The following is a 12,438-nucleotide window of genomic DNA, read 5'->3' as shown; positions in this document are numbered from 1 at the left end:
CCGTCACGCTCTCACTTCTTCAGCATCGGACACGCCGGGTCCGGCGGGCCGAACGCCTTGTCGCCGGAAATCGTCGTGAGGATCTTGTAATAGTCCCACGGATATTTGCTTTCCTCCGGCGTCTTCACCTGCACCAGCCAGAGGTCGTGCACCATCAGATTGTCTTCGCGCAAGTGGCCGTTGCGGGCGAAGAAATCCTCGACCGGCGTCTCGCGCATTTTCGCCGCGACCTTGAGCGGATCGTCGGTGCCGGTCGCCTTGATGGCGTTGAGATAGTGGATCACGCTGGAATAGACGCCGGCTTGCCACATCGTCGGCATCTTGTTCATCTTGGCGAAATAGCGCTTCGACCATTCGCGCGTCTTGTCGTCCATGTCCCAATAGAACGAGGTCGTCAGCAACAGGCCCTGGGCCGCTTGCAGGCCGAGGCCGTGGATGTCGGTGATCAGCGCGAGCAGTGCCGCCATTTGCTGGCCGCCCTTGAACACGCCGAACTCTGAGCCGGTCTTGATCTCGTTCATGTTGTTCGGGGGGCCCGCCGCGATGCCGATGATCTTGGCCTTGGAGGCCTGCGCCTGCAGCACGAAGGAGGAGAGGTCAGGCGTCGCCAGGGGCGGCTTCACCGAGCCCAGCACCTTGCCGCCATTGGCGGTGATGACGCTGGAGGCGTCGCGTTCGAGGGAGTGGCCGAAGGCGTAGTCGTCGGTGATGAAGAACCAGCTGTCGCCGCCGCGCTTGACCACGGCATCCGCGGTGCCGACGGCGAGCGCGCGGGTGTCGAACACCCACTGCATGGCATAAGGCGAGCAGAACTTGCCGTGGAAATCGGCGGTGCCGGTGGAGTGGGTGATGAACAGCCGCTTCTTTTCGTTGGCGATGTTCTGCACCGCGAGGCCAACGGCCGAGACCGGTACGTCGACGATCAGATCGACCTGATCGACATCATACCAGCGCCGCGCGATTCCGGCGCCGATGTCGGCCTTGAGCTGGTGGTCGCCGATCACGATGCTGATCGGCTTGCCGAGCACGGTGCCGCCGAAATCGTCGATCGCCATCTGCGCTGCCGTCACCGAGCCCTGGCCGGTCGGCGCGGAGGCGGGACCGTTCATGTCGGTGAGCACGCCGATCTTGACGATGTCGTCGGACACCTGTGCCGTTGCGGCACCCGACAGCAGCGCCGCCGTCAAGGCAGCCGCGACCGGCAGTCCAAATCTCGCTGGATTCACGCTTGTCCTCCCCTGATCCGGCTCGTTGGCCGAAAGTTGCCTGTCCCGGGTATGCCCGGCTGAATTGGTTTCTTTTGCAACTATTTTGGGGTGGGCGTCAATCTCAGGCGGCAAACCGGATCTGCCCGGCGGGCGAGGGATCGTAGCCGGTCAGCTCCTCGGCACGCTGGCGCAGACGCCGTTCGCTGAGGAACCGGATCAGGGCCTGCATGGCGGGGCGGAAATAGCTGCGCTGCCGCATCGCCAGGTCAAAATTCTCCCAGACCAGCGGGACGAAATCGAGACCCGCCGAGCGCGCCGCCGCGCGTGTCGCAACGCCGCAATCGGCCTGTCCGGCGCGGACCAACTCGGCGAGATCCGGCCCGGTGAGCGCCGGTGTCTCCACCCGGCGCAGATCGCGCATCGAGGCGCCCGCGCGCGTCAGCAGCACGTCGAGCAGCATCTGCGCGCCCGTGCCCTGTTGCCGCATCGCCATCCGCGAGCCGAGTGCGAGCACGTCGGAGAGACCGCGCAGCCGCTTCGGATTGCCCGGCGGCAACACGAGACCTTGCTCGCGGCGCACGAAGGCAACCAGCAGCGCATCATGCAGGTCAGGTGCGTCCCGCAGCGCCGTCACGCTGGAATCGGAGGCGAGATTGCCTTCGGTATCGAGGCTGTGGAAGTGCACGGCGACCGCCATGACCTCGTCGCGCTGCAGGCGCTCGAGCCCGCGTGCGCTGCCTTCGGTCATCGATCCCAGGCCCGAGCCGGATTCACGCAGGCTCCAATCCAGCAGCTCGTCCTGGCTGCCGCCCACGACCGGCGGCGGATCCGCCGTCAGCATGCCGGCCGGACGCGCCATGCCCGACAGCACCCAGAGATCGAGCTCGTGACGCGGGAAGAGCCATTTGCCGGTCACCTTGGTGCACGGGATCGCGCCGTTGGTGACGAGTTCGTAGAGCTTGCGTTCGCCGAGACGGAGATAGTCCGCGGCTTCACTGGTCGTCAGGAATTCCATCCTGCATTCCTATGCAAATTCTTGCTTCTTTTTGACGTTCAACGCAGGTGGAATTCTGCACTTCGATTTTTGTCCGCGCGAACCATGCCTGATGATCTCGTTGCTTTGCAACACATCCTGACACGTGTTTTGATTTTGGTTGACGATCTTGCGTGGCTCGAATGGTGCGGACCTTGCGACACGCGTTTTTGCACGTGATTGCAATCAACGTGCCGGTTGATTGATTGCCGGAACTTCCCGAATGACTCGTCTCAGCGTGGCCGCGGAGGCGCCGTGAACTTGCCTTTCGGTAGTGCTAAAAGCCGAACTCTATCTCCTGTTGCTGCCGAAGCGAGGCAAGACCGTCACGAGTGCGGCGCAATCGATCATCATGATCGCGTCGTATCCAATGGGAACCCGTCATGGCCGTTCGCCGATTGACCATCGCATTTGCGCTTCTCTGCAGCCTTGCCGGGTGCATCGCGGCCGCGTCAGCCGAGGAGCGTGCGATTGTCCTGGCCTCGACGACATCGACGCAGGACTCCGGCCTGTTCGACTATCTGCTGCCGATTGTCCGCGACAAGACCGGCATCGAGGTGACGGTGATCGCACGACGCAGCGACGAGGTACTCGACGGCGCGCGGAGAGGCGAGGCCGACGTGGTGCTGATGCATGCGCGGCCGCAGGAGGAGAAATTCGTCGCCGACGGCTTTGGCGCGAAGCGCTACGACGTGATGTACAACGACTACGTCCTGATCGGGCCGAAGAGTGATCCTGCCGGCGTGAAAGGCAAGGACATCGCGACCGCGCTGAAGGCGATCGAGGCCAAGGGTGCGCCGTTCATCACGCGCGGTGATCGGTCCGGCACCCACGCGGCGGAGCTCGCGCTCTGGATCGTCGCCGGCATCGACATCGCCAGCACCAAGGGCGCCTGGTATCGCGAGAGCGGGCAAGGCATGACCGCCGCCCTCGACGCTGCACGCACGGCAAATGCCTATGTTTTCGCGGACCGTGCCAGCTGGATCGCCTTCAGAGAGCGCGGCGATCTCGACATCGTCGTCGAGGGCGACAAGCGGTTGCTCAACCAATACGGCGTGATGCTGGTGAACCCGGAGAAGCATCCGAACGTCAGGAAGGAGCTGGGGCAGGCCTTCATCGACTGGTTGATCTCGCCGGAGGGGCAGGCCGCGATCGCGGGCTACAAGGTCGAAGGGCAACAGGTGTTCTTTCCGAATGCGGACAAGCCGGGCGGCTGATTGGTCGAGGCACGAGCGGTTGCCAAACCGCACGATGCGTGATCCATCATGAAGCATGACCCAGCGCCTGCCGCCCTCGTTGACGCCGCTCGATACCGCGCTCGCTATTTTGCTGCGCGGCGTCGGTCCGGTCGCGCCGGTCGAATTGCCGCTGGCTGAGGCGGTCGGCTGTATCGCCGCGGGGATGCCGCAGCTCGCAGCCTGTCCGCCGCGCGACATCGCCGCTGTAGATGGCTGGGCGTTGCGCGCCAACGATCTCGTCGGTGCATCCTCCTATTCGCCGTTGCCTTTGAGCGAGCTTCCCGTGTGGGTCGATGCCGGCGATGCGATGCCGGCAGGATGCGACTGTGTGCTCGATGCCGGCGCGGTCGAGGTATCGGGCCCGCTCGCCCAGGTGCTGGCGGAAGCCGCGCCGGGGCAAGGCGTCGGGCGTGCCGGTGGCGACATTGCAGAGCGCTCGCCCGTGGCAATGGAAGGACGTCCCATTGATGCAAGGGCGCTGTTGCTCGCGCGTGTCGCCGATGTCGAAAGGCTGAGCGTCAGGCGACCGCGGCTGCGCATCGTCAACGTGCCGGGGGCAACCGCGACGATGCAGACGATCACCGGCCTCGCGCGCGCGGCAGGACTGGATGTGATCGCACATGAAGCCGGCACGCGCGAAGCGGCGTCGATCGCGGAGGCACTCGATGTCTCCGCCTGCGATCTGCTGCTGACGATCGGCGGCAGCGGCGTCGGTCGCGCGGATGCTGCAATGACGGCGCTGGCTCAGCGCGGGGCGGAGTTCGCCCATGGTCTTGCGCTCCAGCCCGGACGCACGGCGGCCGCCGGGCGGGTCGGAAAAGTTCCCATCGTTGCCTTGCCCGGGGCGCCCGGTCCGGCGCTCGCGGTCTGGTTCGCACTGGTGCTTCCGCTCATCGACAAAATGGCGGCACGGCAGCCGCGCCGCCAAGTGTTCCTGCCGCTCGCGCGGAAAGTCGCTTCCAGCGTCGGTATCGCCGAGATCGCCCTGCTGGCCGAGGAACATAAAACATGGATGCCGCTTGCAGTCGGTGAATGGCCGCTCCACGCGATTGCCAGAGCGGATGCCTGGCTGCTCATTCCCGCCAGCCATGAGGGATTTGCGGCAGGCGAGCCGGTCGATGCTTATTTGATGCGGGAATGATATGGGTTCCGGCATGACGATGATCCCCAACGCGCCAGATCGCAGCGCGCTCGAGCAGGAGCAATTCCTCAAGATCCTCTCGCGCGAGGAGGCGCTCGCGCGCTTCGAGGCAAGTCTGTTTCCGCGCGCAATCCCAAGCGAGCAACGCAAGCTTGGCGATGCACTCGGCACAGCGCTCGCCGAGGACATCACCGCGCCGATCGACGTGCCGCCCTTCGACCGCTCCAATGTTGACGGTTTCGCCGTGCGCTCGTCGGATCTTTCCGCCGCCGGTGAAGGCACACCGGTGCGGCTCGCGCTGAACGGCGAGACCATTCACTGCGGTACCGCGCCCAAGCTGCAGGTCGCCGTGGGGACCGCGACGCCCATCGCCACGGGCGGCCCGTTGCCGCGTGGTGCCGACGCGGTCGTCATGGTCGAGCACACCCAGCCGGCCGGCGCCGATGCGATCGAGGTTCGTCGCGCCGTCTCGCCGGGCCAATTCGTGTCCTATGCCGGATCTGACATCGCGCGCGGCGAGGCGCTGCTGCGCGCCGGCACGATCATAGGCTCGCGCGAGATCGGCATGCTGGCGGCCTGTGGCATCGCCGAGGTGAAAGTTGCGCGGAAGCCGCGCGTCGCGGTGATCTCCACCGGCGACGAACTGGTCCAGCCCGGCGAGGCGCTTGCGCCGGCCGCGATCTACGACACCAACGGCGCCATCGTGGCGGCCGCGATCGACGAGAACGGCGGCGACGCCGTCTTCCTCGGCGCCATTCCCGACGACGAGGCCAGGCTCGAAGCCGCCATGCGCCGGGCGCTGGCGGATTGCGACATGCTGGTGCTCTCCGGCGGCACGTCGAAGGGGGCTGGCGATCTGTCTCATCGCATCATCGGCCGGCTCGGCCAACCCGGCATCATCGCGCATGGCGTTGCGCTCAAGCCGGGCAAGCCGCTGTGTCTCGCTGTGTGCGACGGCAAGCCGGTGGTGATCCTGCCGGGCTTTCCGACCTCGGCGATGTTCACCTTCCACGACATGATCGTGCCGGCGCTGCGCAGGATGGCCGGCCTGCCGCCGCGCTCCGACGCCAAGGTGAGTGCGACGGTGCCGGTGCGCATTACGTCCGAGCTCGGCCGCACCGAGTTCGTCATGGTTTCGCTGGTCGACGGCAAGGATGGCCTGATCGCCTATCCTTCCGGCAAGGGCTCTGGCGCGATCACGTCCTTCGCGCAAGCTGACGGCTTTTTGCGCATCGACGCGCTTGCTGATCAGATGCCGGCGGGGGCCGAAGCCGAGGTCACTCTGTTCACGCCGCATGTGCGCGTGCCGGATCTCGTCATCGTCGGCAGCCATTGCACCGGCCTCGATCTCGTGACCGCACCGCTCGCGCATGCGGGCCTCGTTGTGCGCTCGATCGCCGTCGGCAGCCTCGGCGGACTTGCGGCCGCGAAGCGCGGCGAGTGCGATCTCGCGCCGATCCATCTGTTCGATGACAAGAGCGAGACCTACAACGCGCCTTACCTCGCCGAGGGGCTCGAGCTCGTGCCGGGCTGGCGGCGGATGCAGGGCATCGTCTTCCGCAAGGACGACAAGCGTTTCGAGGGGCTCGGCGCAAAGGAAGCGGTTGCCGCCGCGCTCGCCGACCCTGCCTGCATCATGGTCAACCGCAACCAGGGCGCCGGCACGCGCATCCTGATCGACCGGCTGCTCGCCGGAGCCCGTCCGGAAGGCTATTGGAACCAGCCCCGCTCGCACAATGCCGTCGCCGCGGCCATCGCGCAGCACCGCGCCGATTGGGGCATGACCATTGCGCCGGTCGCCCATGCGGTCGGCCTCGGTTTCATTCCGCTCGCGGAAGAGCATTATGACTTTGCCTTGGTGACGGCACGCAAGCAGCGTCCAGCGGTGCAGGCGTTTCTCGATGCGCTCGGCTCGGACGAGGCGCGCACGGCACTTGAGCGCGCGGGTTTCCGGCCCGCATAGACGACAGACGACGCGGTATCCAAGCCGCGCGTAAGACGGGGTGGGGGACGCGATGGCAAGGCCGCTTTCGGTTGCGATCGTCGGTGCCGGCATGGGCGGGCTCGCGACCGCTGCGGCGCTCAGGCGCGTCGGCGTCGACGTGACGGTCTACGAGCAGGCCTCCCAGTTCGCCCGGATCGGCGCCGGCATCCAGATCGGCTGCAATGCGATGAAGGTGCTACGCGCGCTTGGTCTCGAAGCGCGGATGCGCGAGCACGCGTTCTATCCGCGGTCCTGGAATAATCGCGACTGGAAGAGCGGCGACATCAAATTCGACATGATCTTTGGCGAGAGCGCGGAGGAGAAGTTCGGCGCGCCCTATCTGCTGGCGCATCGTGGCGACCTCCACGCCGCGCTGGCGAGCGCGGTGCCGGATGAGTTCGTGAGGCTCAACCACAAGCTCGTCGGCCTCGACGAGACCGGCGAGGGCGTTCGGCTCAGCTTTGCCAACGGCACCAGCGCTGTTGCCGATGCCGTGGTCGGCGCCGACGGCGTGCATTCGGCGGTGCGCGACATTCTGTTCGACACCGCGCCGGTCAAATTCACCGGCCGTATCGCCTACCGCACCACCTATCCGGCCGCGCTGCTCGGCGAGAAGATCGATGACTGCACGAAGTGGTGGGGCGAGGACCGCCACATCGTGATCTACTACGTTAAGCCTGACCGTAGCGAGGTCTATCTCGTCACCAGCCAGCCGGAGCCCGACTTCCGCATCGAGTCCTGGTCGGCGAAGGGCGACGTGCGCGATCTGCGCGCCTCTTTCGAGGGCTTTCATCCGCAAGTCGGCCAGGTGCTGGCGGCGTGCCCCGACGTGCACAAATGGGCGATCATGGATCGCGATGCGCTGGAGCGCTGGGCCGACGGTAGGGTGACGCTGCTCGGCGACGCCTGTCATCCGATGACGCCTTATATGGCGCAGGGTGCGGCGATGGCGATTGAGGACGCCGCGGTGCTCTCGCGCTGCCTCGATGGTGTCGACCGCGACGGCGTCGCGGATGCCTTCCGCCGCTTCGAGGCGACGCGCAAGGTCCGGACCACGCGGGTGCAGGAGACCTCGCGCGCCAACATCTGGCTGAAAGAGCGGACCGATACGAGCTGGGTCTACGGCTACGACGCCTGGTCGGTGCCGCTGGCGGCCTGAGCGGCCCGTTCGCGTACGCGTTCCCGCTCCTCGGCTTCAGCGAGGGCACGCTGCGCGGCGGGCGGCAGCGGCTTCGGGTCCACAGGGACCTCAACAATCTCATCGCTGCCCGTGGCCTGTCGGCTCAGCCGTTTCGTGCGATCGATCGCGACCGAGAGGTCGAATACGAAATCGACGACTGCGAATATGGCATTCAGGAGAGAGTCGGCCATGGCTGATCCAGGGGCATATCCCGACCAGTAGTCGCCGCCGGCCTCGGCCCGGTTCGACGCCCTCGTGAACGCGAACGGCCGCCGCTGCGACCAAGGGGCATGAGCCAGGCCATGACCGCGTTAACCTCTCCCAATTTCCGCAAGATCGCGGCCCTCGTGGCGGCCACCGGCACGCTGTTCTGGCTCTACACGTTCTATGCGATCGCCCATGTCCCGCAGGGCGACGGCACCGGCTTTCAATGGCTCGCGGTGTTTCCGCTCGGCATGGTTTTTGGGCTGTTCTTCCTGCCGGCCTGGCTGCTGGTCGCGATCAACCGGTTGCCGCGGTTCACCACCGTGGTCGGCATTGCCGGCCTGATCGCCTTCGCGATTATCTGGGCGCAGCTTCTCAACGAGTTTCCAAAATCGTAAAGCGGCTCAGGCCGCGTCATCCAGCGCTGCGAGCCGCTCGGCCTCGGCGATGTCCTCGACCGTGTTCGCATTGAAGAACGGATCGAGCGGCTCGGCCGGCCACGTCACCGTTGCGAGCGGGTAGCGCGCGGTCCAGCGGTCGATCTTGCGGAGATCCTCGACGACCAGCGCATGACGCAGCTCGTCGCGCAAGGCGACGCGCCACAGGCCGATCACCGGATGCGACTGGTCGCCGGATGCGGCGACCGCAAGCTGTGCGTTCTCCCGTGCCCGCGCCTCATGCAGCCGTGCGACGAGGTCGCGTGGCAGGAACGGGCAGTCGCCGGCGGCGCTGAGCACCCATTCGACTTCCGGCCGGTTCGCCGCGGTCCAGTCGAGCGCGGCTAAAATGCCGGCGAGCGGGCCGGGAAAGCCGGGCACGTCATCGGCAATAACTTGCAAGCCGAATGCGGCGAAGCGCGCCGGATCGCCATTCGCATTGAGGATCAATCCGTCGCACTGCGGCTTCAGGCGCGCGATCACGCGCTCCAGGATGGTGCGGCCGCCGATGGTCCGCATCGGCTTGTCGCCACCGCCCATGCGGCGTGCGAGGCCGCCGGCGAGCAGCACGCCAAGAGTTGATGGAATACTCGTGGCGGGAATTTCAGTCGTCACCAGCCTCACCCTTGCGCTTGTGCTTCGCCGACTCCTCTTCGACGTAATCAAGGTTCTGGTCGTAGATGATCCGCTCCTCGCCCGCGAGCGCGATGAAGCGCTTTCCGCGAGTACGTCCGACCAGCGTCAGGCCCACTTGCCTGGCGAGATCGACGCCCCAGGCGGTGAAGCCGGAGCGCGACACCAGGATCGGGATGCCCATCCGCACCGTCTTGATCACCATCTCCGAGGTGAGACGTCCTGTCGTATAAAGGATCTTGTCGGCGGCATCGACGCCGTGGCGGTACATCCAGCCGGCGATCTTGTCGACCGCGTTGTGGCGGCCGACGTCTTCGGTGTAGCAGAGCGGCTCGCCCGCCTTGCACAGCACGCAGCCGTGGATCGCGCCGGCCTCCAGATACAGCGAGGGCATGGTGTTGATGGTCTGCGTCATCCGGTAGAGCCAGGAGGTGCGCAGCTCGGCCTTCGGCAGTGCGACGCTTTCGACCGCCTCGAGCAGGTCGCCGAAGGCGGTGCCCTGCGCGCAGCCCGAGGTCTGCGTCCGCTTCTTCAGCTTGGCCTCGAAATTGGTGTGGTGCTCGGTGCGCACCACCACGACCTGGAGGTCGTCGTCGTATTCGACCTCGGTGACCGCGTCATTATATTTCAGCATGTTCTGGTTCAGCAGGTAGCCGAGCGCCAGATATTCCGGATAGTCGCCGATCGTCATCATGGTGACGATCTCCTGCGCATTCAGGTAGAGCGTCAGCGGTCGCTCCATCGGGACCTTGATCTCGACCTTGGCGCCGGTCTGGTCGGTCCCGGTCACGCTCTCGGTCAGGCGCGGATCGTCGGGGTTCGGGGCGATCAGGGGGACCGGGGCTTTGTCGATCTTCATCATGGGGGCGACGTTAGCATGACATTCGGGTCAAGCCGATATAAGCATGCGCACGACGACAGAGAAGCGGTTCCGGCGCGTTATGCGGCCGGCGGAGATCGAGTTGCGATGAAAGTCATCGGCCTTGCAGGCTGGAGCGGTGCGGGCAAGACCACGCTGTTGACGCGGCTGATCCCGCATTTCAATGCGCAGGGCCTGCGCGTCTCCGTGATCAAGCATGCGCATCACCAGTTCGACGTCGATGTGCCCGGCAAGGATTCCTGGCGCCATCGCGAGGCCGGTGCGGCCGAGGTGCTGGTGGCCTCCGCGAACCGCTGGGCCCTGATGCACGAATTGCGCGGCGCGGCCGAGCCGCGGCTGCCGGAACTGTTGGGCAAGCTGTCCGCGGTCGATCTCGTCGTGGTCGAAGGGTTCAAGCGCGAGCCGCATCGCAAGATCGAGGTGCATCGCGCCGGCAACGACAAGCCGCTGTTGTTCCCCGACGATCCCGGCATTGTCGGGATCGCGACCGACGTCGCGGTTGAAACCCGGCTGCCGACTGTCCATCTCGATGACATCGAGGCCGCTGCGGCACTGCTGCTGCGCGCGGCGATGCCAGTCGAGGAAGCGGTGGCAAGAAGCGCGGCGACGCGCTGACGAGGCACCATGGCGCAACTGTCGGACGATTGCTTTGCCTTCGGCGGACCGATGATGTCGGTCGACGAGGCCGTTGGCCTGATTACGGCACGCGTCAGCGCGATTGCCGATCTCGAGACGGTCGCACTCGTCGATGCCGACGGACGTGTCCTGGCGCGCGATGTCGCAGCGCCGCTGCCGCTGCCGCCGTTCACCAACTCCGCCGTCGATGGCTACGCCGTGCGCAATGCCGACGTTCCGCAAGGCGCCGAACGGGCGTTCCCGCTCGATGGCCGCATCCAGGCTGGTGGCTTGGCGCAGACCTCGATCAAGCCCGGCTATACCGCGCGTATCTTCACCGGCGCGCCGATGCCGCCGGGGGCCGAGACCGTCTTCATGCAGGAAGATGTCCGCATCGATGAGGCCGGCAAGATCGTGCTGCCGCCCGGGTTGAAGCGAGGTGCCAATGTTCGTCCGGCAGGCGAGGACATTCCAGTGGGACACGTCGCGTTGCGCGCCGGCCAGCGCTTGCTGCCCCAGCATGTCGCGCTTGCCGGAGCCTTCGGTCTGACCCGGCTCGATGTCGTCAGGCGCATCCGCGTCGCGGTATTCTCGACCGGCGACGAGCTAGTCTCGCCCGGCGAGCCGCGCGCGGCCTCGCAGCTGTTCGATTCCAACCGCTTCATGCTCATGGCGATGCTGCGCCGTCTCGGCTGCGAGGTCTCGGATCTCGGCATTCTGCGTGACGAACGCACCTCGCTCGCCAACGGATTGAAGCAGGTTGCCGGTCACCACGATCTGATCCTGACCACCGGCGGCGTCTCGACCGGCGAGGAAGACCACGTCAAGGCGGCGGTCGAGAGCGTCGGTTCACTCGTGCTGTGGCGGATGGCGATCAAGCCCGGCCGGCCCGTGGCGATGGGCGTCATCGGCGGCACGCCGTTGATCGGGCTGCCCGGAAATCCCGTCGCGAGTTTTGTCACATTCGTCCATGTGGTGCGGCCGACCGTGCTGGCACTTGCCGGCAGCTTGTCGCAGCCGCTGTTGCCGATCCCGCTGCGCGCGGCGTTCACCTACAAGAAAAAGCTCGGCCGTCGCGAATATGTGCGCGCATCGTTGCGGCGAGCAGAGGATGGCGCACTGGAGGCTGTGAAGTTTCCGCGCGAAGGGGCAGGCCTGCTGTCGTCATTGGTCGAGACTGATGGCCTGATCGAACTGGGCGAAGACGTTGTGCGGGTCGAGCCGGGCGAGAGCGTAGGTTTCTTGTCCTATGCTGATCTTCTCTAGGCCGTTGCATTGACGTGCTCGAGCCCTCCCGCCATGTTGCGCCCATGACAAGAGCAACGACCAGAACGACGCTTGATCTCACCGGGCTGAAATGCCCGCTGCCAGCCCTAAAAACGCGCAAGGCGCTGAAACCATTGCAGCCGGGCGATCAGCTCGAAGTGCACTGTACTGATCCGTTGTCGGTGATTGACATTCCGAACCTGATCCGCGAGACGGGCGACACGGTGGAGATCACCGAGCGCAACGAGGCGCGCATCGTGTTCTTGATAGAAAAAGCAAATGGTTCGATAGACAGCGCCAATGCTGCGCTGCGTTCTTGAGCGCGTTACCGCGCTGATACCGACCATTTATCTATCGACATCGATGACGGCTTCTGCCCCAATTGACTTTCTCCGTGCAGGCGCGGAGGTTGAGTCTCGTCCGCGATACGCGGATCAGCGGGCCACGTACGAAGCCTGCAAATCGTATCGGGCATAGAGCGCCGATCAAGGGGTTAACTTTTCAGACGCGCGTGACGATCCTGGCGCGTGTCGGGTGATTGTGCGGAGCAGCAGGGACAACAGCTGCACCGCAATGGGCTGAGGACCAGGATGGTAGCGGCAGTTTTGCTCAGAAGGGC

Annotated in this window: 13 protein-coding genes; 8 read left to right on the top strand and 5 right to left on the bottom strand. The window is 65.6% G+C overall.

What is annotated here, in order from left to right; translation table 11 throughout:
- Positions 1 to 11 precede the first annotated feature (11 nt).
- Positions 12 to 1,226, bottom strand: a complete 1,215-nt coding sequence (locus QA645_RS35275) for an ABC transporter substrate-binding protein (RefSeq protein ID WP_254129116.1) — start codon at positions 1,224 to 1,226, stop codon at positions 12 to 14.
- 103 nt (positions 1,227 to 1,329) lie between these two features.
- The gene (locus QA645_RS35270) at positions 1,330 to 2,223 is read right to left on the bottom strand and encodes a helix-turn-helix transcriptional regulator (protein ID WP_283045813.1); all 894 of its coding nucleotides are present in this window, start codon (positions 2,221 to 2,223) and stop codon (positions 1,330 to 1,332) included.
- Between the two features lie 401 nt (positions 2,224 to 2,624).
- On the opposite strand from QA645_RS35270, the gene QA645_RS35265 reads away from it, so the two are divergent.
- Genes QA645_RS35265 through QA645_RS35250 form a run of 4 tightly spaced genes read left to right on the top strand, consistent with a single transcriptional unit; the run spans position 2,625 to position 7,763 of the window.
- A complete protein-coding gene (locus QA645_RS35265) occupies positions 2,625 to 3,458 on the top strand; it encodes a substrate-binding domain-containing protein (RefSeq protein WP_283045812.1) in 834 nt (277 codons plus the stop codon).
- 55 nt (positions 3,459 to 3,513) lie between these two features.
- Positions 3,514 to 4,620 carry a molybdopterin-binding protein gene (locus QA645_RS35260; protein WP_283045811.1) on the top strand — a complete coding sequence of 369 codons (1,107 nt, stop codon included), beginning with the start codon at positions 3,514 to 3,516 and terminating at the stop codon, positions 4,618 to 4,620.
- Positions 4,621 to 4,633: 13 nt separating this feature from the next.
- A complete protein-coding gene (locus QA645_RS35255; protein WP_283045810.1) occupies positions 4,634 to 6,583 on the top strand; it encodes a molybdopterin biosynthesis protein in 1,950 nt (649 codons plus the stop codon).
- A 52-nt stretch (positions 6,584 to 6,635) separates the two neighbouring features.
- Complete coding sequence (locus QA645_RS35250; RefSeq protein ID WP_283045809.1) at positions 6,636 to 7,763, top strand: FAD-dependent monooxygenase; 1,128 nt, start codon at positions 6,636 to 6,638, stop codon at positions 7,761 to 7,763.
- Here QA645_RS35250 and QA645_RS35245 read toward each other — a convergent pair.
- A complete protein-coding gene (locus tag QA645_RS35245) occupies positions 7,730 to 7,975 on the bottom strand; it encodes a hypothetical protein (RefSeq protein WP_283045808.1) in 246 nt (81 codons plus the stop codon). The two genes, QA645_RS35250 and QA645_RS35245, sit on opposite strands and share 34 nt — an antisense overlap.
- A gap of 111 nt (positions 7,976 to 8,086) precedes the next feature.
- On the opposite strand from QA645_RS35245, the gene QA645_RS35240 reads away from it, so the two are divergent.
- Positions 8,087 to 8,386, top strand: a complete 300-nt coding sequence (locus tag QA645_RS35240) for a hypothetical protein (RefSeq protein WP_283045807.1) — start codon at positions 8,087 to 8,089, stop codon at positions 8,384 to 8,386.
- A 6-nt stretch (positions 8,387 to 8,392) separates the two neighbouring features.
- On the opposite strand, the gene mobA is transcribed toward QA645_RS35240, so the two are convergent.
- Complete coding sequence (gene mobA, locus QA645_RS35235; protein ID WP_283045806.1) at positions 8,393 to 9,049, bottom strand: molybdenum cofactor guanylyltransferase MobA; 657 nt, start codon at positions 9,047 to 9,049, stop codon at positions 8,393 to 8,395.
- On the bottom strand, positions 9,030 to 9,920 hold the full coding sequence (gene fdhD, locus QA645_RS35230; RefSeq protein ID WP_283045805.1) for a formate dehydrogenase accessory sulfurtransferase FdhD: 891 nt from the start codon (positions 9,918 to 9,920) through the stop codon (positions 9,030 to 9,032). Before fdhD ends, mobA begins: the two co-directional genes overlap by 20 nt.
- A gap of 105 nt (positions 9,921 to 10,025) precedes the next feature.
- On the opposite strand from fdhD, the gene mobB reads away from it, so the two are divergent.
- From mobB to QA645_RS35215, 3 genes are read left to right on the top strand one after another with little or no spacing between them, the layout of a single operon-like run.
- Positions 10,026 to 10,553, top strand: a complete 528-nt coding sequence (gene mobB / locus QA645_RS35225) for a molybdopterin-guanine dinucleotide biosynthesis protein B (protein WP_283045804.1) — start codon at positions 10,026 to 10,028, stop codon at positions 10,551 to 10,553.
- 9 nt (positions 10,554 to 10,562) lie between these two features.
- On the top strand, positions 10,563 to 11,819 hold the full coding sequence (gene glp / locus QA645_RS35220; RefSeq protein ID WP_283045802.1) for a gephyrin-like molybdotransferase Glp: 1,257 nt from the start codon (positions 10,563 to 10,565) through the stop codon (positions 11,817 to 11,819).
- A 44-nt stretch (positions 11,820 to 11,863) separates the two neighbouring features.
- Positions 11,864 to 12,139, top strand: a complete 276-nt coding sequence (locus tag QA645_RS35215; RefSeq protein WP_254129128.1) for a sulfurtransferase TusA family protein — start codon at positions 11,864 to 11,866, stop codon at positions 12,137 to 12,139.
- Positions 12,140 to 12,438 lie beyond the last annotated feature (299 nt).

It is taken from the genome of Bradyrhizobium sp. CIAT3101, from assembly GCF_029714945.1.
In the GTDB taxonomy this organism is placed as follows: domain Bacteria; phylum Pseudomonadota; class Alphaproteobacteria; order Rhizobiales; family Xanthobacteraceae; genus Bradyrhizobium.
Note: the sequence above shows the minus strand (reverse complement) of the source record. Positions and strands in the feature narration are given on the sequence as shown.

Coding starts and splice junctions, on each gene's coding strand:
- QA645_RS35270 (WP_283045813.1), bottom strand. CDS start 2,223: ATGGAATTCCTGACGACCAGTGAAGCCGCGGACTATCTCCGTCTCGGC.
- QA645_RS35265 (WP_283045812.1), top strand. CDS start 2,625: ATGGCCGTTCGCCGATTGACCATCGCATTTGCGCTTCTCTGCAGCCTT.
- QA645_RS35260 (WP_283045811.1), top strand. CDS start 3,514: ATGACCCAGCGCCTGCCGCCCTCGTTGACGCCGCTCGATACCGCGCTC.
- QA645_RS35255 (WP_283045810.1), top strand. CDS start 4,634: ATGACGATGATCCCCAACGCGCCAGATCGCAGCGCGCTCGAGCAGGAG.
- QA645_RS35250 (WP_283045809.1), top strand. CDS start 6,636: ATGGCAAGGCCGCTTTCGGTTGCGATCGTCGGTGCCGGCATGGGCGGG.
- QA645_RS35245 (WP_283045808.1), bottom strand. CDS start 7,975: ATGGCCGACTCTCTCCTGAATGCCATATTCGCAGTCGTCGATTTCGTA.
- QA645_RS35240 (WP_283045807.1), top strand. CDS start 8,087: ATGACCGCGTTAACCTCTCCCAATTTCCGCAAGATCGCGGCCCTCGTG.
- fdhD (WP_283045805.1), bottom strand. CDS start 9,920: ATGATGAAGATCGACAAAGCCCCGGTCCCCCTGATCGCCCCGAACCCC.
- mobB (WP_283045804.1), top strand. CDS start 10,026: ATGAAAGTCATCGGCCTTGCAGGCTGGAGCGGTGCGGGCAAGACCACG.
- glp (WP_283045802.1), top strand. CDS start 10,563: ATGGCGCAACTGTCGGACGATTGCTTTGCCTTCGGCGGACCGATGATG.
- QA645_RS35215 (WP_254129128.1), top strand. CDS start 11,864: ATGACAAGAGCAACGACCAGAACGACGCTTGATCTCACCGGGCTGAAA.